Below are 23,444 nucleotides of genomic sequence, written 5' to 3'. Positions count from 1 at the left end.
ATTACACTTGTAATATAATAAAGTATTACATATGTAATCAATCAATAGCAGGAGGTAAAAGAATGAGTCAAGTTCCCCAAATTTCGGACGCGGAATGGGAAGTCATGAAAGTGCTCTGGTCGAGTTCACCTCGGACGGCCAACGAGGTTGTTGAAGCTCTTGAAGCTCATACAGACTGGAATCCCAAAACGATTAGAACGCTGTTAAGCAGATTGGTGCAAAAACAAGCCATTTCCTATTCGCAAGAGGGCAAAGTGTATGCCTATTTCCCTGTAGTTTCTGAAGATGAGTGCGTTAAATCAGAAACTGCCTCTTTCTTGAAAAGAATTTACGGAGGTGCATTTAAGCCATTGCTGGTCAACTTCCTGAAGGAAGAAAAGCTCTCTCCGGAAGACATTAAAGAATTGAAGGTTATTCTCGATGATAAGTCTAAAGAATAGCTGCTGCCGAGTGTGCCTCGCCGTTAGATCTTATCATCGTAATTCCAATAGGAAAGGGTAGGGTGAATGTGGTTCAATTGCTCACAGAACATCTTGCAAGACTTTTCGATTGGGTTTGCTCCGTCTCGATCATGGCGACGATTCTTGTTGCATTAATTCTCGTGCTTCAATACATCTTAAAGGATCGGTTAAAGCCTCGATGGCTGTACTTAATGTGGCTGCTCGTTATTTTACGGCTAGTATTGCCGTGGGGGCCCGAGAGCGAGATCAGCATTTATAATTGGATCGGTTATCCTGAGCTTCATTCCTCTGATGCGATCATGATTCAGGGTGGTTTAACAAGCGCTAGTCCTTCCGACTCTTCACACGTAGACTTCAAAGCTATAATTGCTGTGATATGGGCACTTGGCGTTTGTGTAGGGGGGATATATGCCGGTTGGGTCAACTGGAATTTTGCCCGAAAGATCAGAAAGAATGTGGTTGCTGTTACCGATGCGCGTGTTGAAGCGATTTTTCATGAATGCCACACCATGATGGGAGGGCATCTGTCCACTCAATTGGTTCAATCCAGCCGATTGGAGACGCCTGCTTTATATGGCTTTCGCAAGCCTGTCGTCATCATTCCACATACGCTTGCCGAGACCCTGAACGATGAACAACTCCAGCATGTTTTCTTGCATGAGCTAGCTCATCGTAAAAGAAATGATATTAAAGTCAATGCGCTCATGTATGTCTTATTGATTATTCATTGGTTTAATCCAGTGCTATGGTATGCCTACCGCCGCATGCAAGACGATCAAGAGGTTGCAAGCGATGCTTTAGCGCTTAGCTATCTGCCCTCTGATCGCCGTCAAGCGTATGGCTACACCTTGATCAGGTTATTGGAACGTATTTCACAGCCAGTTCAAACGGTTGGCCATGTGAACTTGATCGGAAACAAAGTGCAATTGCAAAGGAGAATGAGAATGATCAAACAGTTTAAGCCAAAGTCATACGGCTGGTCGTTTCTTGGCTTAGCGATTATGCTGATGATAAGTGGATGTACATTAACCAGTCCTAAGCAAGAGTCAAGCTCTGTTCCGTTGGCGAGCTCCCCAGTAACGGACCTTCAATCAACGAGTGGGGAGACGACAAAGGAGACATTAAAGGAGACATCAACCGCAACGGACGCAGCAAACTCCAAAGATCAGCAGCAAAAGGACGCGACTACCGTAGTTGACTCAACTCCTCATGATATAACTCCCGGTACGTCTGTTACGCAGGCAGCCAACTCTGATTCGAAACCGGTACCCAATGAATCCCCGGCTCCGGCAGTTGAATTAAGAGCCACACAACCGGCAAGTGCTCAAACTCCGGCACCCGTCGCAGTGCCTGGCAGAACGGAAGATGCGAGAAAGGTTCCGACAGCGGTGAAGGAAGATGCTCCGACGGCTGTGCCAGTGCCGAGACGTGATACAGCGGCAACCGGGCAAGGGAAAGAACGCGCAGCCCAATCAGGCAGTTTAACTAGACCCGAAGCAGCGAAGTCGAGCGCGCCTGTACCTATGCCGGAATCGGAGAAATCCGTCAGCCGTTAAGTTCATAGATCGCCACTCTCATTATCATGATGGGAGTGGTTTTTTAATTCCTATTCAACAATATGCAGACGACTTTGTCATTCGTATCAAATCGTTCATTCATAGATTTTTTTGTGTTGTTAATTCGTACATCGTGTATAATTAAATTCGTTAAGATGGGCGAAGCATTCTGAGTTTAATGAATAAAGGGGATTATAATGAACCAAGAGGACGTCGTCAAGCAGCGTATTAAAGATTACCAGCAGACAGAGGGAGTGCGATCCCTCACTTGCGGAAACAACAGTAAGCACGAGAAATTATATCCTAAGGTTCTTGAACAAGGATTGGTTCTTCTTTGCCCTAATTGCAATTATACTCAGACATATATTCCTGATCTTTTTTTTGATGATGGTTTTTATGAATGGCTGCGAGGCATGAAGAGCTTGACTTAAGGCGAAGCGGTGAAATAAAAAGGTTGAACAAGGGAGCTCCTGTTCAGCCTTCTTTAGCTTGCCATGAAATCAACAGGCAGTTTTTGTAAGCGATTTAAAAAGTATTTGACAAATTTTATAAAGAGGACTATTCTAAGGTTGCTTAAACGTTTACGTAAATCAAAATGATGTTAGATAAAGTAGGGGAATGGAAGGTATGAATCCTCCAACAATCAAAGATGTGGCCAAAGCAGCGAATGTCTCGGTCGCTACGGTTTCCCGCGTGCTTCATAATCTCGATGGCTATTCGGATAAGACCAAGCAAATCGTTATGCAAGCAGTGGAGGCGCTCGGTTATCAACCGAACGCGATTGCCAGAGGGCTTGTGAACAAGCGAACGCAGACGATCGGCGTTTTATTTCCGGATGTGTCCAGCAGCTTCTCGTCGGATATTCTTCACGGCATTGAAGAAATTGCCCAAGAACGAGGCTTCAGCGTCATTGTGTGCAATACGGCGGAAGAGGGCAAACGCACCTTGAAATACTTGCAGGTCTTACGGGAGAAGCAGGTGGATGGCATTGTCTTCACGAGTGAAGTGCTGAAGGATGAATACTTTCAAGCCATCAAGGATATGCGGGTTCCCGTTATTCTGGTTAACACGATGTCACAGAAGCATATGATCCCGTATGTGAAGGTGGACGACCGGCAAGCCGCTTATCAGGCAACGGACTATCTGATTCAGAAAGGCCATCGCGAGATTGCGATGATCAGCGGTTCGCTCAAGGATCAGATCGCAGGTTATCCGCGCTTGGACGGGTATCGTCAGGCGCTAGCCGACAATGGCATCGAATATATGGAATCGCGTGTCGCCATCGGTGACTTTGAACTGGAGAGCAGCAGGAAGGCGATGCAGAAGCTGTTGACCGAAGCGCCGCCTTTCACAGCCGTGTTCGCGGCAAGCGACGAGATGGCGATTGGTGCGATGAACTACGCGATGGAACAGGGGCTCAAGATTCCTGAGGATCTTTCGATTATTGGTTATGACGATTTGAAGTTTGCCAGAATGGTTCATCCGCCGCTAACCACGATTCATCAGCCCTTGACGTTGATGGGCCGCATGGCGTCGGAGAAATTAATCGCTTTGATCGAAGATAAGGGGTCCCAAGTGTCGAGCAGCATTGTAAGTCATCATTTGGTAGAAAGACAAACGGTGCGATCCAAGCCTTGAAGAAGGCTTCTTTTTTCGAGTGAAGAGTAAACGTTTAACTTAATGTTAGCTGTTTTAGTGAAAAATATTTATCATAGACAGGACTTACTCTTTGTAGGTGGTGATGAATAGCAGAAAATATAGGCATATTTTTTTAAAATGGTTAGTTAAACGTTTACGTTTAATTTAGAGTGCACTTATCATTTCTAACATGGAGGGTTTTCTCAATGAAAAAAACTTTGGCAGTGATGATGACCAGCGTCCTTGCACTTTCGGTCCTTGCAGGATGTGGAAACGAAAAAACAAACAATGAAGCTGCTTCCAATACGACAGCTCCTGCGGCAAAAGGCGAAAAAGTGAAGCTGGAGTTTTTCCAGAATAAAGCGGAAGCTAAAGCCTCCTTCGATGCCTTGATCAAAAAATTTAACGATGCGAACCCGAACATCACCGTAACGCAAGTGAACCCGCCAGATGCGGAAACGGTTTTGAAAACACGCGTAGCGAAGAAGGACGTACCGGATATTATCGGGCTTGGCGCAACGGATACGTTCGCGCAATTGTCCAAAAGCGGTCTATTCGCTGATTTTTCCAATGACCCGCTGAATGCCAACATCCAGCCTTCCTACATCAACATGCTGAAGAAGCTGACGGGCAGCGAGCAGCTGTATGCCATTCCTTTTACAGCCAATGCGAGCGGTGTGATTTACAACAAGACGGTGTTTAAAGATCTCGGTCTCAGTATTCCGAAAACATGGGATGAATTGACGGCCACTGCGCAAAAAGTGAAGGATGCCGGCAAAACGCCATTTTATTTGACGATTAAAGACTCCTGGACGGTTATGGTGCCGTTTAACTCCTTGTCTACTGACATCGTGGGCATTGACTTCTATGAGCAAAGATCGAAAGATGCCGTGAAATTCGATAGCCCCGCATTCAGAGAAGTGGCTGAGAAGCAGTTGAAGCTGCTGGATTTCGGACAAAAAGATATGATGGGCAAAGGCTATAACGATGGCAATACCGCTTTCGCGAAAGGCGAGTCCGCAATGTACCTGCAAGGCGTATGGGCGATTCCGGAAATTAAAAAAGCAAACCCAAGCATCGATCTGGGCGTATTCCCATTCCCTGCGACGAACGATGTGGCCAAGAACAAAGTCATTTCTGGCGTAGATACGCTTTTGACGATTTCCAAAGATACGAAGCACGCCGAAGAAGCGAAGAAGTTCATCGCGTTCATGCTGCAGCCTGAGAATGTTCAATCGTATATCGATGAGCAAAAAGCGTTCTCTGCCGTTAAAAACGTGAATCAAACCGATGCCAGCGTACAGGATCTTAACGCTTCGTTCGCCAGCGGCGCCATTGACGACTTCTCCGACCACTACATTCCAAGTGCAGTGAAAGCCGACACGATTATCCAAAGCTACCTGCAGAAAAAAGATGTTAACGCCTATGTGAAACAACTTGATACCGAGTGGGACAAGGTTGCCAGCCGTAAATAAGCACCGCTGCCAATAGACGTTGAAGGGCGCCGCAAGGCGCTCTCTCCCTATTTATAAAAGGAGGATCATGATGATTTCAAAAAAAGCAGCGTTTTCCACGATGGTGATACCGGCGTTGCTCTTATTTTTCGCTTTTCATACCTTCCCGGCGTTAGAGGGCATTTATTACGCCTTCACGAATTGGGACGGGTACAGCGACAGCTACAACTATGTCGGGTTCAAAAACTTTATCGGTCTCTTTCAAGATGACAATGTGATCCATTCTTATTTATTTACATTTAAATATGCAATTGTCGTGACGATCCTTATCAACGTCATCTCATTGCTGATTGCCCTGGGTCTGAATTCGCGCATTAAATATCGCAATTTCTTCCGCGGCATTTATTTTCTCCCGAACGTGCTAGGTGTTCTGATTGTCGGGTACATTTTCAACTATATCTTCGCCAACATTATTCCCAAATGGGGAGAAAAGCTGGGAAGCGAGTTTCTGTCCACGAATATTCTCGGCAATGAGCAATGGGCCTGGATCGGGATCGTTATCGTAGCGGTATGGCAAGGCATTGCTTTTAACACGATTCTTTATTTATCCGGTCTTCAAACGATTCCCCAAGATATTTACGAGGCCTCCAATCTGGATGGCGCGGGGAAATGGAAGACCTTTTGGAAAATCACGTTTCCGCTCATCTCTTCCTTCTTTACCATCAATATGGTGCTGGCGATGAAAGGCTCTCTGATGGTCTTTGACCAGATCGTAGCACTAACGGGAGGCGGACCTGGCCGGGCGACGCAGTCCATTGCGTTCTTGATTTATCAAGGCGGCTTTCAAGGCGGCGAGTTTGCCTACCAATCGGCCAATGCCGTTATTTACTTTATCGTCATTGTGGTTATCTCCGTCCTGCAGCTTAAATTTTTACAAAGTCGGGAGATGGATGCCTAATGACAAAACAATCCACGAACTGGTTCGTCACGGTCTTGATTGCTCTGGGATCATTGCTGATTTTGTTCCCTTTATATATGGCGGTTGCCATCGCGCTCAAAAATCCGGAAGAAATGGCGCAGTCCGTCTTTTCGCTCCCAACGGGACTGCATGTTGAGAACTTCGCGAATGCGATTGAAGCGACCAACTTTTTTTCGGCATTCGGAAACAGTTTCATCATCACCTTATGCTCCGTCGGGTTTATTCTTCTGACGAATTCGCTCGTCTCATATGCGATTGCGCGGAATATGAACAAGAAGTTTTATAAGGGCTTGTACTTTTATTTCATCAGTGCGATGTTCATTCCGTTCCAGATCATTATGCTGCCGATCGTCAAGCTGACAACGGACTTGCATATGAATAACATGCCCGGGTTAATTATTCTGTATATCGTGTATGGGCTTGCTTTTAACATTTTTGTGTATGTGGGCTATATTCGGACGATTCCGATGGAATTGGAAGAAGCGGCTACCGTTGACGGTGCCTCGACCTATGGCACGTTCTGGCGCATTATTTTTCCGCTGCTGGCCCCGATTAACGCGACGATCGCGATTCTGAGCTGCTTATCGACGTGGAACGACTTCATGCTGCCGTTAATTATTCTGGGCAAACCTGAATCGTATACGCTGCCACTGGTGCAATACGTGTTCCAAGGCCAATTCAGCACGGACTTTAACTTAGCTTTTGCCTCGTATCTGCTGGCGCTTGCTCCGATGGTGATCGTCTATCTGATCGCCCAGAAATGGATTATTAATGGGATTACGCAAGGCGCTGTAAAGTAAATCATTGAGATATAGATAAAGAGAAACGGATAGGAGTCACGTCATGAACAACTTGAAAAGAACGTGGTGGAAAGAAAGCGTCGTGTACCAGATTTACCCGCGCAGCTTCCAGGACAGCAACGGGGATGGCATCGGGGATATTCCTGGAATCATTTCCCGGCTGGATTACTTGAAGGCGCTCGGAGTGGACATCATTTGGCTATCCCCCGTCTACGAATCGCCGAATGATGATAATGGCTATGACATTAGCAATTACCAAAGCATTATGGATGACTTCGGTACGATTGCGGATTGGGAAGCGTTGCTGGAGGGCTTGCATAGCCGCGGCATGAAGCTGATTATGGATCTCGTCGTCAACCACAGCTCGGATGAGCATGTGTGGTTTGCCGAGTCCCGCAAGTCCAAAGACAATCCTTATCGGGATTATTATATTTGGCGTGATGGCAAGGATGGGAAGGAGCCGAATAACTGGTCTTCTTTCTTCAGCGGACCGGCCTGGGAGCTCGATGAAACGACGGGCCAGTATTTCCTGCATTTATTTTCCAAGAAACAGCCGGATCTGAACTGGGAAAATGAGAAAGTTCGCCGCGAGGTGTATGAGATGATGACCTGGTGGCTGGATAAAGGCATTGACGGTTTCCGCATGGATGTCATTAACCTCATCAGCAAAGTGGAAGGACTGCCGGATGCCGCGGGCGAAGGTCAATATAACTTTGGCGGCGACTATTTTATGAACGGGCCGCGCATTCATGAGTTCTTGCAGGAGATGAATCGTGAAGTGCTGTCCAAGTACGATATTATGACCGTGGGGGAAACGATCGGCGTAACGCCGGAGGATGCGATTCAGTATGTAGGCGAGGATCGCGGCGAGCTAAGCATGGTGTTCCAGTTCGAGTTGATGGACATCGACTCCGGTCCTGGCGGCAAATGGAATGTTCAACCATGGACCCTGTCAGCTTTTAAACGCATTATGAGCAAATGGCAGAACGACATGTACGGCAAAGGCTGGAACAGTCTGTATCTGAATAATCATGATCAGCCGCGCATGGTTTCCCGGTTTGGTCATGATGGCGAATTCCGCAAGGTTTCCGCGAAAATGCTGGCTACGCTGCTGCATACCCTCCAAGGGACGCCTTATATTTATCAGGGCGAAGAGCTTGGGATGACGAACGTTCGATTTGAGTCTATTGCGCAGTACCGGGATATCGAGACACTCAATATGTTCAAGGAATACCGCGAAGCGGGACATAGCGTTGAGAACATTATGGCTTCCATCTACAGCAAAGGAAGAGATAATGCCCGTACTCCGATGCAGTGGGATACGACTGCGCATGGCGGGTTTACAGCAGGAACGCCTTGGCTTTCCGTGAATCCGAACTACAAGGAGATCAATGTGGCGGAGGCACTGAGCGACCCGGATTCCGTGTTCCATTATTACCGCCGACTCATCGAAATCCGCAAGCAGCAGGACGTCATTGTCTACGGCAAGTATGAAGCGCTTCTGGAACAAGATGAACGCATTTACGCTTATACCAGGACATTAGGTGAGGAGCGACTGCTCGTGGTTTTGAATTTCTATGAGGCGACGGTCACGTTCGAGCTTCCGACAACAGTTGCGTATACATCTTTTGAGCAGCTAATTGGCAACTATAGTGCCGCGGAGCATACGGATTTGCAGCGTCTGGAGCTGCGCCCTTATGAAGCGCAGTTATTCAAGCTGCGTTAGGTTGTATGTCATGCAGCCTGTGAGGCATGAGTTCGGTACTGTACCGGGCTCATGCCTTTCAGCTTTTTCTTGATGCGCTCGTGATCGGTATCCTGATGACTTTATTGAAAGAAACCACAACAAAATTGTTAAGTTGTTTAGCATGGGCTTTTTCTGGAAATTTGCTGAGGGATGCTGGAGTGTATCGGCGTGCGACGCGGCAATCAAGGCGAAGGTCACCTTGGCGCCCATGATATGATGAAAATATCCGTATAGGAAAAGCCGCCAAGCCGCCAATTTGGCGGCTTTTTTCAACATTTCGCAAAGTACGTTTCTCTTTGTCTATTGACACTTTTTGGGGTGTTGATCTATAGTTAAATTTCATAAAACCAAGTTATTTCATTGGAATAATAAGTTTAATTCAATTCGATGAATGGAGTGCTCAAATTGAATATTGAAAACATCGAAGCATTCGTTTATGTCATTCATTATGGCAGCTTTAATAAGGCGGCCGATGTGCTGTTCCTCTCCCAGCCGTCCGTGACAGCCCGCATTCAGTCACTCGAGCGGGAGTTAGACTGCCGCTTGTTTGAGCGGATCGGGAAGCAAATTTCGCTCACCGACGACGGGAAGAAATTTCTCCCTTATGCCCAGCAGCTCCTGCAGACGTTTCAGAAAAGTAAAATTCAATTAAAACAGAAGCGAACGCTGCCGAACGAGCTACGATTAGGGTGTACAGTGTCCGTTTCCAACTATATCATCCCAAACATTCTTCCCGAGCTGAAGCAAAAATTCCCGGACGTGAATTATAAGCTGACAACAGCCCCTTCCGAGGAGATCATCAATAAAGTGCTGGGTCGCGAGTTGGATGTGGGCTTTGTCCGCAACATCAGTCATCCCAATCTGCTGTCGGCCACTGCGTATGAAGACCCAATACGTCTCTATGTGTATGAAGGTCATCCTTTTATCGGCAAAGAAACGGTTTCCATTGATGAGATTGGTGAGTATCCGCTGGTTTTCTTTGAGTGCGGCTCTCTGGATTGGATGCGAATCCACCGCTTGTTCGCCAGCATGAGCCAGCCTCCTAACATCGAGTATCAGACAGATACGCTCGAGACGGCGAAGAAGCTGGTTCTGCAGCGCGTCGGGATCGCGTTCCTGCCCAGTCTCTGCGCACAGCAGGAAGTAAGGGAGAAGAAGTTGTTTCCCATTCCGTTTCCCGAAACTGAAGGTATTTCTTTACAGACGAACATGATCGCGTTAAATGGGGAAAATGGGTTATTCTTCAATCGAGCCTTGGAACTGTGCAGAGGCATTGCGCAAACGATCTCCGGGTAAATTTAATTTTTATATATGGGTATAGAAAAACTCTATTATCCAGATTCGGAACACCATGTTAAATTAAATGCATAACCTAATTCATACAAAACAAGTAGGAATTATAAGAATTGTCACATGGTAAACATAATGGAGGGGTTCACGAATGAAAAAAATTGCGACACTTACAGTAACTACACTTACGTTGGCTTTGGTGGCAGCAGGCTGCGGCTCCAAAAGCACAACGACGACTGCATCCACTTCGGCCGCGGCAGAGGGGACGAAAGTGCCGGCTGCCTCTACGGCAGCATCTGCAGCGCCCGTTAAAGTCAAAAAAATTATCGTAGGCACAGGCACACAGTTTCCGAACGTCGCTTTCCTCGATAAAGACGGTAAACTGACGGGCTACGATATCGAGTTAGTCCGAGAGCTGGATAAACGATTGCCGGATTATGAGTTTGAATTCAAAACAATGGATTTCGCCAACCTGCTGCTCAGCCTGGAGACGAACAAAATTGACTTCGTCGCCCATGAAATTGAGAAAAACAAGGAACGGGAAGAGAAGTACTACTTTAATAACGAGCCTTATGCTTATTGGAAAACGAAAGTGCTCGTCGCGAAGGATAATACGACGATTAAATCGATCGATGATCTGAAGGGCAAGAAGGCGCTCACGACGGCGACCAGCGCCGAAGCGACGCTGCTGGAGAATTACAACAAAGCGCACGATAACGCGATTAAAATTGTGTATCAAAGTGGCGCGGCCAACGATCTCGTCAATCAATTGACGACAGGGCGCGTGGACGCTTCGCTTGGAGCGGACTTCCTGCTGCCGCTGGTTGATCCGCAAAGCAAATTAAAAGCGGTGGGACCGATCATTGAAGAAGCCGAAGTTCGCTTCTTGTTCCGCAAAAACGATAAAGATGCGCAAGAACTAGCAGGCAAAATCGATGATGCGCTGAAAGCCGTGAAGGCTGACGGCACGCTGTCAAAGCTGAGCACGCAGTGGCTGGGCGGAGATTTTACAAAAAAAGAAGATTAACACACATTCCACGACAATACGAAAGGTGAGATCGCCGTTATGGCCAACCAATTCGATATCACCTATGTGTTTGAGTTTTTGCCTAAATTGCTTGCCTATATTCCTATCAGCTTATTCATCGTGGCTTGTTCGATGGTGCTCGGTGTCGTTGTAGGGTTTCTTATTGCGGTGCCCCGGCTGTATCAGGTTCCGCTGCTACAGCGGTTGTCGCAAATTTATGTGTCCTTCTTCCGAGGTACGCCGATCTTGATTCAGCTCTTTCTAATCTACTACGGTCTGCCGGAAATCTTGAAGGCCGTTCACCTTGATGTGTCGAAAGCGCCGGTACTCGCATTCGTCATTCTGGCCTTTGCTTTACATGCGGGAGCCTACATCTCGGAAGTCATTCGAGCTGCGGTGAAAGCTGTGGACAGAGGGCAGGTGGAAGCGGCCTATGCCGTCGGGATGACGGGCTATCAAGCGTTCAGCCGCATCATCCTGCCGCAGGCGCTGGCGATTGCACTGCCGAACTTTGCGAACCTGCTGATCGCGAATCTGAAGGATACGTCGCTGGCGTTTTCCCTCGGTGCGATGGAGCTCATGGGGAAAGCACAGACGCTAGGTTCAGCGACACAACATTTTATGGAGACGTATATTTCGTTATCCCTCATCTATTTTGTTATCTGCTATGGTCTGGAGAAGTTGTTCATTTATATCGAGAAACGTCTGCTTCAACACGAGCAGCCGCTTGTGAACGAAGAGCGGCAGCCGCTGTCGCGCCGCTGGTTCAAAAGTGCCTGGGCATCGCAGCCGGATAAAGGGGGGATTCAGGCATGAAGATTGATCCTGGATTTATATGGACGGCCTTTGTTCAACTGCTGTCCGCCTTGCCGACAACGCTCATGATTACGGTCGTTTCCGTTTTCTTCGGCTTTCTGATCGGCACAGCGTCGGCTTTAATCCGACTATACAGGGTTCCTTTTCTGCATTATTTGGCAACAGCTTATGTAACCTTCATTCGAGGTACGCCAATGTTGATGCATTTGCTGCTGATTTATTTCGGCTTGCCGATGGTCATTGACGGAACAGCTGCAGCTTTGGGCTTAAGCTTCCGGGCGGCCTCGATCCCGATGATTGGTTTTGCTTTCATCTCCTTTTCAATAACGGCCGGGGCTTATCTCTCCGAGGTCGTCAGATCGGGCATCGGAGCCATAGATCGAGGGCAGATGGAAGCAGCGCATTCGATCGGGATGACGACACCGCAGGCGCTTCGCCGCATTATTTTGCCGCAAGCGCTCGCGGTCAGCCTGCCGAACTTATCTAACTCACTGATTGGGATGCTGCACGGCTCCACGCTCGCTTTTACGGTATCGGTCGTTGAGATTAACGCGAAGGCGCAGATCGTGGCAACGACCAATTGGAAGTTTTTCGAAGCTTACATTGCCGCCGCCTTGTTGTTCTGGGGGATTACGTTCCTGATTGAACGGGCAGCCGGCTTGCTGGAAAGAAGGATTAATCTGTACAACCGAGGTGGCGTATCATGATTCAACTGACCAACATTACCAAGTCGTTCGGGAAAAACGATGTGCTGAAAGGCATCAACCTCACCGTGCAAAAAGGCGAGGTCGTCTGCATACTGGGGCCAAGCGGTTCGGGAAAAACGACCCTGCTGCGCTGCTTGAATTATTTGGAGAAGCCGGGGCAAGGCGAGGTCACGATCGGCGATTATACGGTGAATTGCAAGAAACCGAGCAAAGAGCAGATTCACACCCTTCGGAAAAAAACGGCGATGGTGTTTCAGCATTATAACCTGTTTAAGCATAAAACGGTGCTTGAAAATGTCATGGAAGGACTCGTCATTGTTCAAAGGCAATCCAAGGAGAAGGCCAGGGAAACCAGCGTGAAAGTGCTGGAGAAGGTAGGACTTGGCGCAAAGCTCGACGCTTATCCCAGCCAGCTTTCCGGCGGACAGCAGCAGCGGGTAGGCATCGCACGGGCGCTGGCATTGAACCCGGAGGTCATTTTGTTCGATGAGCCTACTTCGGCGCTGGATCCCGAGCTCGTGGGCGAAGTGCTCGAGGTGATTCAGAAAATCGCCAAAGAGGGCATCACGATGATTGTCGTGACCCATGAGATGGGCTTTGCCCGCGAAGTGTCCAATCACGTGGTCTTCATGGATCAAGGTGTCATTGTGGAGGAGGGTACGCCGCAGGATATTTTCGGCAATGCGAAGGAAGAGCGCACCCGACAATTTTTAAAACGATTCACGCCCGAGTGGAGCTATAGCATTTAGTCGATAGTCACAATGGAAAGCGAGTGAACGATTATGGGAATTAAACTTAGTATTTTGGATCAAAGCGTCGTGTTTCCGGGGGAAACGGCTTACGATGCCTTTCAGCATACAATTGCGCTTGTGCAAAAGGCAGAAGCGCTGGGCTACCACCGCTTCTGGGTATCGGAGCATCATGATTCCGAACAGGTTGCAGGCTCTTCGCCGGAGGTGCTGATTTCACATCTACTGGCTAAAACAGAGCGAATCCGCATCGGTTCGGGCGGTATTATGCTTCAGCACTACAGCCCTTATAAAGTGGCTGAAAACTTCAACGTGCTGGCTACGCTGGCGCCGGGCAGGGTGGATCTCGGCATTGGCCGCGCGCCTGGCGGACTTCCCCGCTCCACCAAAGCGCTGCAGCAAGGAATTACGGAGGCGCCCTCCTTGGCGGAGAAGCTGGATGATCTGCAGCAGTTTGTGGGTAATCAACTGAGGGAGGATCATCCGCTCAAGGGCTTGCGCGTCTCTCCGATTCCGCCCCTGCCTGCGGACATTTTTATCCTGGGCGCCAGCGCTGCGAGTGCGCAATCAGCAGCGGAAGCCGGGCTGCCGTATGTGTTCGCGCAGTTCATCAACGGCGACCAAGAGGTGGCCGAAGCGGGATTCGCAGCGTATCGTCAACATTTTAACCATGATCACGGCACAACGCCGAAGCTGCTGCTTGCGCTCTCGCTGATCGTCGCAGATACGGAAGAAGAAGCCAGCGAGCTGGCTGGCGAATATAAGAATGTCAAGATCCATCTGGAGAACGGCAAAACCTTAACGGTCGGCACTATCGAGCAAGCGGAGGAGTACGGCCGCCAAACGCAAGCGAAATTCACTGTGGAAGTGAAGCAAGCGGAGATTACGAAGGGCACCAAGGAGACGGTGCGGCACAAGCTGTTGGAGCTGCAGCAGAAGTACGGCATTGATGAATTCATCGTCACAACGTCCGTCAAAGATTTCGCGAAACGGTTGCGCTCCTTTGAGCTGTTAAGTGAAGCTTTCTCGGAATTACCGGTATAAGGCGGAAGGGGAGAGCAGAATGAGTGATTCTATCTTGGAGCAGACACGGACGTCTCTAGAGCAGCAACTGATTGCATTTCGGCGGCAGCTGCATCAATTTCCGGAATTATCCCACGAAGAAGTGCAGACTACTGCTGCCATTCGCGCCAAGCTCATCGAAGCGGGCATTCGCATCGCAGATGAATATCCGCTCCGAACGGGCCTGATTGCCGAGGTTGGCGGTGGAGGACCGATCATCGCGATTCGGGCCGATATTGATGCGCTGCCTATCCAAGAAGACACAGGGCTGCCATACGCTTCGCAGGTGCCAGGCAAAATGCATGCCTGCGGCCACGATTTCCATACGGCGGCTGTGCTTGGGGCAGCGCTGCAGCTGAAAGCGCGCGAAGCGGAGCTGAAGGGCCTGGTTCGGTTCATTTTCCAACCGGCCGAGGAGAAAGCGCAAGGGGCGGAGCTGGTCATCGCCAGCGGTGCGCTGCAAGGCGTGCAGGCAATTTTTGGCCTGCACAACAAGCCGGATTTGCCCGTCGGGACAATCGGGATCACATCCGGACCGCTGATGGCCGCAGCCGACGGCTTTGCCATCGAGGTGGAAGGCCTTGGGACGCATGCGGCGGTTCCCGAAGCGGGCATCGATCCCATCGTGACGGGGGCACATATCATCACAGCGCTGCAAGCGATCGTGAGTCGGAACATCAGCTCTTTGCAGAGCGCTGTCATCAGTGTGACGCGGATCCACAGCGGGACCGCCTGGAATGTCATTCCGGAGAAGGCGATTTTGGATGGGACGCTGCGGACGTTTGATGAACATGTACGTGCTGTGGTCATCAGAAGGTTGGAGGAAGTCGTTCACGGAGTAGCGGCCGCATACGGAACGAAAGCCACCGTGCGATGGATTAAAGGGCCGCCAGCGGTAGTCAATGACGCGAACTTGGCTTTGTTAGCTGAAGGTGCTGCAAAGCAAGCCGGTTTAACCGTCCTTGCACCCGCGCCGTCACCTGCAGGGGAAGATTTTGCTTTTTACCAGAAGCAGGTTCCGGGGGTGTTCGTCTTCGTGGGCACCTCGGGCTCGCAGGAATGGCACCATCCAGCCTTTGATCTCGATGAGCGAGCCTTGCTGAGCACCGCCGATTATTTCACTTTTGCAGCTCAAGCATCTTTGCACCAGTTATCATCTACCATTTCACAGGAGGGACCACAATGAGTATAACGATTCCAGACTTCTCCGCCTATTTACACACACATGCGCAGCTGCAGGAGGCCATTGCGGGCATCAGCGAAGAGCAACTGACGTGGAAGCCCCGCTCAGATCAATGGAGTCTCACTGAAGTACTGTCACATCTGGCTGATCATAACCTTGTCGTGTCCTTCCGGATTCGCGCGATTCTTGCCGGAGCGACGGCTCAATTGCCGGCGTTTGACCAAGATGCGTGGGTGAGCGGCGCGAAGGCGAATGGGGGCTCGGCGTCCGACATTTTAGCGGCTTTTCAAGCCTTGCTCATTTATAACACATCCTTATTTCAGCGCTTATCGGCGGAGGATTGGGCGAAAACCGGTGTCAATTTTAAAGGTCAAACGTTGACGCTGGCGGATGTGGTGCATTCTTTCATCGCGCACGTTCAGCATCATTTGGGGCAGCTCGAGCGCATTAAGAACGTCTTGAAAGCGCGTGTATAAGGAGGGGCAACCATGCCGGATAGCAAAGAGGTACGCATTCGTGAAGCGACGGCTGAGGATCGGGATGCCATTCGCAGAGTGCTGGAGGAAGCCTATGGGCAATATCAGTCCGTTCTGCCACCCGAAGGCTGGGAACAATATAAGGAAAATATTTTGGCTTCCGTCGATAGCGAGAGACCCATTGCACGCATTATCGCTCTAATTGATGATGAAGTCGTGGGCAGCTCACAGCTGTTTCACTCCTCGGATGCCGCTTATGACTCGCCGGAGCTCGGCATTGAATCCCCCATTCTACGGTTGCTGGCGGTCGCGCCAAGTGCCAGAGGGCAGGGCATCGCCACCGCGCTCATCCAGGAGAATGTGAAACGCGCTGCAGCTTTAGGCGCAGATACACTTCATCTGCACACCTCGGATATGATGGAATCCGCAGTAAAGCTGTACGAGCGATTGGGTTTTGAACGTGCGTACGACAAAGATATCCAAAAGGGCGAAATTCTTGTGAAAAGCTATCGCCTGCACATACAGACAGCAGCCATCTTGTGAAAGGAGAGGGACTTTATGACGAAACCAAGACAAATCAAATTAGGTGCCATCATTCATGGCGTCGGGGGCAACGTATCGGGTTGGAGACATCCGGATGCAATTACGGACGCCAGTGTAAATATCAGTTTTTATCGGCAGCAGGCACAAAAAGCCGAAGCGGGGAAATTCGATTTGGTATTTATCGCGGATGGCCTGTACATTACCGAGAAATCGATCCCCCATTTTCTCAATCGCTTTGAACCGATCACGATTCTATCGGCGCTGGCTTCGGTTACGACGCATATCGGCCTCGTCGGAACGGTGTCGACTTCCTACAGCGAGCCTTTCACGATCGCTCGGCAGTTTGCTTCGATCGACATGATCAGCGGAGGGCGGGCCGGCTGGAATGTCGTGACTTCACCCCTCGAAGGGTCCGCCAAAAACTACAGCAAAGCTGAGCATCCTTCGCACCCTGAGCGCTACAAGATTGCGAATGAATATCTGGAGGTCACACGCGGGCTGTGGGATTCCTGGGAAGATGATGCCTTCGTTCGCAACAAAGAGAGCGGCGTATTCTTTGATCCGAGCAAGCTTCATACGTTGAATCATAAAGGCGAGTACTTCTCCGTTCAGGGGCCATTGAACATTGCCCGTTCCAAGCAGGGGCAGCCTGTTATTTTCCAAGCAGGCGCCTCCGAGGATGGGCGGGCGTTCGCAGCGAAGGTGGCCGATGCCATTTTTGCCGGCCATGAAACGATTGATGAAGCGAAAGCTTATTATGCGGACATCAAGCAGCGTGCTGCAGCCGCAGGGCGGAACCCGGATGAGGTTGTGATTTTGCCTGGTATTGCCCCGATTATTGGCCGCACGGAAGAAGAGGCGGAACGCAAATACCAGGAGGTCGCGAACCTGGTCACGATCGACAAGGCGCTGGACTTTTTGGGGAGATTTTTTGAGCATCATGATTTCTCCCAATATCCGCTGGATGAGCCTTTCCCGGATTTAGGCGATTTCGGCAGCAACAGCTTCCGCAGCGGCACCGATAAAATCAAGCAGACGGCCAAGGAGAAAAATTTGACGCTGCGTCAAGTTGCATTAAATGTGGCTACACCGCGCGGTGAATTTACCGGAACGGCGGAATATGTCGCGGATCGCGTGCAAGCCTGGTTCGAAGAGCATGCCGCAGATGGCTTCATTATTGCCGCAGCGCTGCCAAAGGGCCTCGATGACTTCGTCGATTATGTCGTTCCGATCCTGCAAGAGCGCGGACTCTTCCGAACCGAGTACGAAGCCGATACGCTTCGTGGGAATTTAGGAGTGCCGATTCCTGAGAACCGGTACACGAAAGTAAAGGTATAACAAATCGCATATCGTTGGAATTCACAAGCTGACTGGTTATCCGGAAGCATGGATGTATACATCCATGCTATTTTTCTTTTTAAGGAGGAGAAGGCTGTGCAGAAAACACAAATTGTTTTTAATCAAGAATTGGTGAATGTCAACTTATTAGGTACCGATCATAAACTGATCCCTTCCTTAATTCATGCCTTAAAGGCCAATAAGTTAACAGTGGGGTCTATTCAAACACCTCTCGTACAGGTTGATTTATACAGTTCTGAAGCCATACTCTATTCCGAAGAGGGAGATGCCTACCGGTTGCCTTTATTTTGAGCGTGCTGCGGAAGGGAGACGGCTGACACGCTTTGAATGGGGGCCACATGGAGCGCTACTGGAAACGCAATCTCTACATGCTGTGGATCAGCTTATTTTTTAACCATATGGCGTTTACGCTGTCGGTTCCGTTTTTTTCTGTTTTCTTGCAACATGATTTGGGCATTCAAAGCTGGCTGGAAGTGTGGTCGGGCATTTCGATCTCGATCAGCTTTTTGATCAGCGGTTTGTGCGCTCCGTTCTGGGGAGCCCTCGCGGATAAATATGGTCGCAAACCGAATCTGATTCGGTCTGGCATAGGGTTAAGCTTGGCTCATTTCGCCAACTATTTCGTAGGGGATCCCTTCACCTTCATCCTAGTTCGGATTTTTCAAGGGCTGATGGCGGGCTTTAGCCCCGCATCGATCGCCTTGGTCGGCACGAATACGCCGGAGAAGCACGTCGGTTATGCGTTAGGCGTCATCTCTACGTCGTCGGCTGCCGGCGGCATTATCGGGCCGCTCGTGGGGGGCGCGCTATCTCATTGGCTGGGATTGCGGGCGTGTTTCCTTGCCTCCGGCGCCATCACACTCTTGTGTGTGCTTATCGTCCTCGTAGGGGTGAAGGAAGTTCACAATCGGCAGGAGGGAGCACGTCTCAGTGTCGTGAAGGATCTGCGGTACGCTGCAGGCAACCGCCAATTAATGCGGATCTTCTTACTGTCTTTAATCGTCACCACCTCGGTCATGACCTTGGAGCCGCTCTTGACGATTTATGTGGCACACCTGGGGGAAACACCGGCTAACGCTGCGCTCAGTTCAGGCATTGTGTTCTCGGCCGTCGGCGTGGCTACGGTCATCATGGGGCCACGTTGGGGGATCATTGGCGGGCGAGTCGGCTATGAGAAGATTCTGATTGTTGGATTGCTCGGAGGGGGAATTGGCAATCTGCTGCAGCTTGTCGTCCATCATCTTGTCGGCTTCGGCATTCTCCGTTTTAGTTACGGCCTCTTTTTTGCAGCCGTGTACCCCGCGTTGAATGCGCTTATTGTTAAATATGCAGAGTCTGATTTCCGTGGCAGGGCGGTCAGCTTGAACCAATCGGCAAGTCAGTTCGGCATTGTCATGGGCCCGCTACTTGGCGGAGTCATTGGCGGATGGCTGGGGATTGAAGCGGTTTTTCTTCTTACGGGTATCACCTTGCTAGGTGCTGCTTTCATCATGAAGAAGGAGCAATCCAGTGCAAAGGGGAAGCAGAGTTTACATGAATATCGATAATATTGAAGCCTTCGTCTATGTTATTCATTTTAATAGTTTCAATAAAGCAGCGGATGCTTTGTTTCTATCTCAGCCTTCGGTTACGGCCCGCATTCAATCGCTGGAGCGGGATCTGAACACGCTGCTGTTCGTGAGAGAAGGAAGGAACTTCAAGCTTACGGAGAAAGGGAAACAATTTCTCCCGTTTGCTCAGCAGATTCTTCAAACATACAAGAAGGGAAAGCAGCAGCTTTTGCATGTGAACAAATCTTTGGATGAGCTGAGAATCGGATGTACGGTTACAGTGTCCAACTATGTCTTGCCAGAGATGATTCCGTTCATCAAGAGGAATCATCCCCACCTTCAAATCAACGTAACGACAGCTCCGACCGAAGTGATTCTGGAGAAGCTTGTAAGGAAAGAAATCGATATCGGCTTTGTTAGGAATATAACCCATCCCCACATCGGCAGCTGGGCCTACTACGAGGATCCGATTGGTCTTTACGTCGATCCGGGGCACCCCTTTGTTCGCATGGAGCAGTTGACGATGGAAGATGTTAGCCGCGAATCCCTCGTCTTTTTTGAATGCGGATCGCTGGATTGGGCGAAGATTCACCGTCTTTTTGCCGCGCTTGATCGACCGCCCTTGATTCAATACCAGATCGATAACTCGGAGGCTGCGAAAAAGCTCGTGATGAAGCGGATCGGTGTCGCCTTTTTGCCAGAGCTTTGTGTACGGCAAGAGGTGAAAGACGGACTGCTTGTGCCTGTTTCGATTCCAGCATTAGGCGGGCTTTCATTGCGGACCCATCTGATTACGCTCAAGGAATCGAGTCCTGATTATTCGCTGTTCGTATTGGATGCCTTGACGGCAGCGGGTTGGAAATAGTGCGCTACATAGAACTGTTCTATTCATCAATAGAACATCTTGATCTACGATTGACCACCCTTTTGGCAGCGTGTAGAGTAAATGCAAAGCTTTAAACCAAGAAAAACAATGGGAATTATAAGTTATTGAAAAATGAGGAGTGATTGTCATGGCTAAACAAAAACAACTGAAACTCGGAGCCATTATTCATGGCGTTGGCGGCAACATGTCATCGTGGAAACACCCGGATGCGATCGTGGATGCCAGTGTGAACTTCAATTATTACAAGCAGCAGGCGCAGAAAGCGGAGGCTGGCAAGTTTGATTTATTGTTTATTGCTGATGGCTTATATATCAATGAGAAATCGATCCCCCATTTTTTAAATCGCTTCGAGCCCATTACGATTCTTTCCGCTTTGGCGGGCGTCACCTCCAAAATCGGTTTGGTTGGCACGTTATCCACCTCATACAGTGAGCCGTTTACGGTTTCGCGCCAGTTCTCCTCGTTGGATCATCTAAGCGGCGGCCGGGCGGGCTGGAACGTCGTGACCTCTCCACTGGAAGGTTCGGCTTTGAATTACAATAAGAAGCTTGAAGACCATCCGGATCATCCGAAGCGTTACCGTATTGCTGCTGAATATTTGCAGGTTGCCAAAGGGTTGTGGGATTCGTGGGAAGATGATGCCTTTATTCGGGATAAACAATCGGGCGTCTTCTTTGATCCGGAGAAGCTGCACCGCCTTAACCATAAAGGAGAATTTTTCTCAGTGCAGGGACCGCTGAATATCGGGCGATCGAAACAAGGCAGACCGGTTATTTTCCAAGCGGGCTCCTCGGAGGATGGTAAAAACCTGGCAGCCAAAGAGGCCGATGCGATCTTTACAGGTCAGCCGACGGTGGAGGATGCCAGACGCTTTTATCAAGATGTAAAGAGCAGAGCGGCGGGGTATGGAAGAAATCCGGATGAAATCGTTGTGATGCCGGGCATTGGGCCGATTATTGGCGCGACGGAAGAAGAAGCCGAACGCAAATATCAAGAAGTGGCGAATCTGGTCACGATTGAGGAAGCGCTCGCGTATTTAGGCCGCTATTTTGAGCATCATGATTTTACGCAATATGATGTCGATGCGCCATTCCCTGAGCTGGGGGATCTGGGCAAGAACAGTTTCCAGAGCACGACCGACCGCATCAAGCAAAACGCCAAGGAGCAAGGGCTGACCCTGCGTCAAGTTGCGCTGCAAGCGGCAACGCCAAGACCGCTGTTCAGCGGCACGCCAACCCAAGTTGCGGATCGCATCCAAGCGTGGTTTGAAAGCGGGGCCGCAGACGGATTCATCGTCGGATCCGGCGTTCCGAACGGGTTGAACGACTTCGTCGATCTGGTCATTCCGATTTTACAGGAAAGAGGTATCTTCCGTACGGAATATGAAGCGGATACGCTTCGCGGTCATTTGGGGCTTCCTTTTCCGGAAAATCGGTATGTCAAAGAAACGGTTAGCAACCAATAAAGCTTGTTAATTATAGGGGGATTGAAAATGAGTCGATTTCAAGGTTGGATCCGATATAGCGCGGTATCCTTAGCGCTCGTGTTCGCATTAACAGCATGCAGTTCACCGCAAAACGGCACCACGGATGCCGCTCCCACTTCCGGTACGAAGCAAGAAGCCAAGCAAACGGCCGTGGTTGGGGGAGAACTCACCTATGCGCTGGCTACATCGCCGGATTCTCTCGACCCGCACCGCAGCGGGCTTGCCGTCGCGGTCAGGGTGCTTCGCACCATCTACGACAGCCTGGTCGTTCAGTTGCCTGACGGCTCGATCAAGCCGTGGCTTGCAACCGAATGGACGGTGGCGCCGGATGGCTTAAGCTACACGTTCAAGCTTCGCAAAGATGTGAAGTTCCAGGACGGTACGCCGTTTAATGCCGAGGCTGTTAAATTCAATTACGATCGGATTCTGGACCCGACAACGAAAGCGGCCAATTCCGCGGCCCTCCTTAAGCCTTATAAGTCCTCGGAAGTGATTGACGAATATACGATTAAAATCAATTTGGAAACGCCGTCCAGAGCGTTCTTGGGCAATCTCAGTCAAGCGCTGCTGGGGATTGTCTCCCCGACTGCAGCCAAAAAGTATGGCGACCAGTTCGGCAAGAACCCTGTCGGTTCCGGCCCCTTTTCCTTCGTGAAGTGGGAGGAGAATGCCTCCATTCAAGTAAAGCGTAGTCCTGACTATAACTGGGCTCCTGAGATCGTAGAGAACAAAGGCAAATCGTATTTGGACCAAATTACATTCAGCATCGTTCCGGAAGAAGCAACACGCATAGGCAGTGTGCAAAGCAAGCAAGTACTTGCTGGGGAAACGATTCCTCCGCAGAACGTGGTGTCTCTGAAGTCAGATGCCAGCCTGCAAGTCCTTCAAGCGAACACGACAGGGCTGCCGTACACGCTGTTTATTAACCTGCGCAAAGCGCCTTGGAACGATGTGAAAGCGAGGCAAGCGCTGCAAGCCGCCATTGATGTCGACGCCATTGTCAAGACGTTATATCTCGGAACGTACCAACGCGCCTGGTCTCCGCTCTCTCCCGGTGTTTTTGGCTATGATGCATCGCTGGAAAACGGCGTGAAACCCGATATTGCGAAAGCGAATAAGCTGTTGGATGAATTAGGTTGGGTGACCGGGGCTGACGGCATACGGGTGAAAGACGGCAAGAAACTGACGCTGCACTACGTAGATGGCGCACCGAACCGCGAGAAGCGCAATGACATTGCTGTAATTATCCAACAACAGTTGAAAAAAATTGGCATCGCAGTCGAGGTTGAGATTACGAAAGATACCGCCAACGTCATCTATACGAAGGGCGATTACGATATTTACGGAAACAGCCAGGTCAACTCGGATCCGAATGCGCTGTATGCGTTCTATCATACGGGAGATCCGAAAGGCAGACCAACGCTGTCTGGACTTTCCGATCCTCAAGTCGATAAGTGGCTGGAGCAGGGCGCCGTCGAGACCGACGATAAGAAGCGCGTAGAACTGTATAAACAAATTCAGAAATCGATTATCGACAATGCGGTTATCATTCCGGTTTATGTGTTCCCTTACACGGTAGCCGCCTCCAAGACGGTAAAAGGCTTGAAATTCGATTCTTTGGGCTATCCGCTCTTTAACGATGTGTTTATTCAAAAATAATCAAGTAAGGAGCTAA

The 23,444-nt window shown here is 49.8% G+C and carries 22 protein-coding genes; all 22 read left to right on the top strand.

All coding sequences use genetic code 11. The features are described from left to right. The first annotated feature begins 62 nt into the window (after window positions 1–62). On the top strand, window positions 63–440 hold the full coding sequence (locus EJQ19_RS08330) for a BlaI/MecI/CopY family transcriptional regulator (RefSeq protein WP_126140744.1): 378 nt from the start codon (window positions 63–65) through the stop codon (window positions 438–440). Window positions 441–502: 62 nt separating this feature from the next. Beyond that, window positions 503–2,017, top strand: a complete 1,515-nt coding sequence (locus tag EJQ19_RS08325) for a M56 family metallopeptidase (RefSeq protein ID WP_126140743.1) — start codon at window positions 503–505, stop codon at window positions 2,015–2,017. A gap of 627 nt (window positions 2,018–2,644) precedes the next feature. Continuing rightward, window positions 2,645–3,655 (top strand): LacI family DNA-binding transcriptional regulator, encoded by a 1,011-nt coding sequence (locus EJQ19_RS08320; RefSeq protein WP_241242798.1) that lies wholly within the window; start codon window positions 2,645–2,647, stop codon window positions 3,653–3,655. 206 nt (window positions 3,656–3,861) lie between these two features. Further along, window positions 3,862–5,130 (top strand): ABC transporter substrate-binding protein, encoded by a 1,269-nt coding sequence (locus tag EJQ19_RS08315; protein WP_126140741.1) that lies wholly within the window; start codon window positions 3,862–3,864, stop codon window positions 5,128–5,130. Window positions 5,131–5,200: 70 nt separating this feature from the next. Beyond that, window positions 5,201–6,067, top strand: a complete 867-nt coding sequence (locus EJQ19_RS08310; RefSeq protein WP_126140740.1) for a carbohydrate ABC transporter permease — start codon at window positions 5,201–5,203, stop codon at window positions 6,065–6,067. Then, the gene (locus EJQ19_RS08305) at window positions 6,067–6,888 is read left to right on the top strand and encodes a carbohydrate ABC transporter permease (RefSeq protein ID WP_126140739.1); all 822 of its coding nucleotides are present in this window, start codon (window positions 6,067–6,069) and stop codon (window positions 6,886–6,888) included. The genes EJQ19_RS08310 and EJQ19_RS08305 overlap by 1 nt, the downstream gene beginning before the upstream one ends. A gap of 43 nt (window positions 6,889–6,931) precedes the next feature. Further along, complete coding sequence (locus EJQ19_RS08300; RefSeq protein WP_126140738.1) at window positions 6,932–8,614, top strand: glycoside hydrolase family 13 protein; 1,683 nt, start codon at window positions 6,932–6,934, stop codon at window positions 8,612–8,614. Window positions 8,615–9,040: 426 nt separating this feature from the next. Continuing rightward, window positions 9,041–9,931, top strand: coding sequence for a LysR family transcriptional regulator (locus EJQ19_RS08295; protein WP_126140737.1), 891 nt, complete (start codon window positions 9,041–9,043; stop codon window positions 9,929–9,931). Between the two features lie 145 nt (window positions 9,932–10,076). After that, complete coding sequence (locus EJQ19_RS08290) at window positions 10,077–10,952, top strand: transporter substrate-binding domain-containing protein (RefSeq protein ID WP_126140736.1); 876 nt, start codon at window positions 10,077–10,079, stop codon at window positions 10,950–10,952. A gap of 39 nt (window positions 10,953–10,991) precedes the next feature. Next, a complete protein-coding gene (locus tag EJQ19_RS08285) occupies window positions 10,992–11,768 on the top strand; it encodes an amino acid ABC transporter permease (protein WP_126140735.1) in 777 nt (258 codons plus the stop codon). After that, entirely contained in the window at window positions 11,765–12,475 is a 711-nt protein-coding gene (locus EJQ19_RS08280; protein WP_126140734.1) for an amino acid ABC transporter permease, read from the top strand. The genes EJQ19_RS08285 and EJQ19_RS08280 overlap by 4 nt, the downstream gene beginning before the upstream one ends. Continuing rightward, the gene (locus tag EJQ19_RS08275) at window positions 12,472–13,224 is read left to right on the top strand and encodes an amino acid ABC transporter ATP-binding protein (protein WP_126140733.1); all 753 of its coding nucleotides are present in this window, start codon (window positions 12,472–12,474) and stop codon (window positions 13,222–13,224) included. The genes EJQ19_RS08280 and EJQ19_RS08275 overlap by 4 nt, the downstream gene beginning before the upstream one ends. A 33-nt stretch (window positions 13,225–13,257) precedes the next feature. Then, window positions 13,258–14,268: an LLM class flavin-dependent oxidoreductase gene (locus EJQ19_RS08270; RefSeq protein ID WP_126140732.1), complete on the top strand. Its 1,011-nt coding sequence runs from the start codon at window positions 13,258–13,260 to the stop codon at window positions 14,266–14,268. A 19-nt stretch (window positions 14,269–14,287) separates the two neighbouring features. Next, the gene (locus EJQ19_RS08265) at window positions 14,288–15,472 is read left to right on the top strand and encodes an amidohydrolase (RefSeq protein WP_126140731.1); all 1,185 of its coding nucleotides are present in this window, start codon (window positions 14,288–14,290) and stop codon (window positions 15,470–15,472) included. Beyond that, entirely contained in the window at window positions 15,469–15,945 is a 477-nt protein-coding gene (locus EJQ19_RS08260; protein WP_126140730.1) for a DinB family protein, read from the top strand. The genes EJQ19_RS08265 and EJQ19_RS08260 overlap by 4 nt, the downstream gene beginning before the upstream one ends. Before the next feature lie 12 nt (window positions 15,946–15,957). Next, window positions 15,958–16,488, top strand: coding sequence for a GNAT family N-acetyltransferase (locus EJQ19_RS08255; RefSeq protein WP_126140729.1), 531 nt, complete (start codon window positions 15,958–15,960; stop codon window positions 16,486–16,488). Between the two features lie 15 nt (window positions 16,489–16,503). After that, window positions 16,504–17,826 carry an LLM class flavin-dependent oxidoreductase gene (locus EJQ19_RS08250; RefSeq protein ID WP_126140728.1) on the top strand — a complete coding sequence of 441 codons (1,323 nt, stop codon included), beginning with the start codon at window positions 16,504–16,506 and terminating at the stop codon, window positions 17,824–17,826. A 96-nt stretch (window positions 17,827–17,922) separates the two neighbouring features. Further along, window positions 17,923–18,138, top strand: a complete 216-nt coding sequence (locus tag EJQ19_RS08245; RefSeq protein ID WP_126140727.1) for a hypothetical protein — start codon at window positions 17,923–17,925, stop codon at window positions 18,136–18,138. Window positions 18,139–18,185: 47 nt separating this feature from the next. After that, window positions 18,186–19,394, top strand: coding sequence for an MFS transporter (locus EJQ19_RS08240; protein ID WP_126140726.1), 1,209 nt, complete (start codon window positions 18,186–18,188; stop codon window positions 19,392–19,394). Next, window positions 19,381–20,262 (top strand): LysR family transcriptional regulator, encoded by an 882-nt coding sequence (locus tag EJQ19_RS08235; protein WP_126140725.1) that lies wholly within the window; start codon window positions 19,381–19,383, stop codon window positions 20,260–20,262. The genes EJQ19_RS08240 and EJQ19_RS08235 overlap by 14 nt, the downstream gene beginning before the upstream one ends. 148 nt (window positions 20,263–20,410) lie before the next feature. Then, window positions 20,411–21,748, top strand: coding sequence for an LLM class flavin-dependent oxidoreductase (locus EJQ19_RS08230; protein WP_126140724.1), 1,338 nt, complete (start codon window positions 20,411–20,413; stop codon window positions 21,746–21,748). A gap of 27 nt (window positions 21,749–21,775) precedes the next feature. Beyond that, window positions 21,776–23,428 (top strand): ABC transporter substrate-binding protein, encoded by a 1,653-nt coding sequence (locus tag EJQ19_RS08225; RefSeq protein WP_126140723.1) that lies wholly within the window; start codon window positions 21,776–21,778, stop codon window positions 23,426–23,428. The last annotated feature ends 16 nt before the right edge of the window (window positions 23,429–23,444 follow it).

It is taken from the genome of Paenibacillus whitsoniae, assembly GCF_003955665.1.
Classification (GTDB): domain Bacteria; phylum Bacillota; class Bacilli; order Paenibacillales; family NBRC-103111; genus Paenibacillus_E; species Paenibacillus_E whitsoniae.
This window is presented reverse-complemented; position numbering and strand designations above follow the sequence as displayed.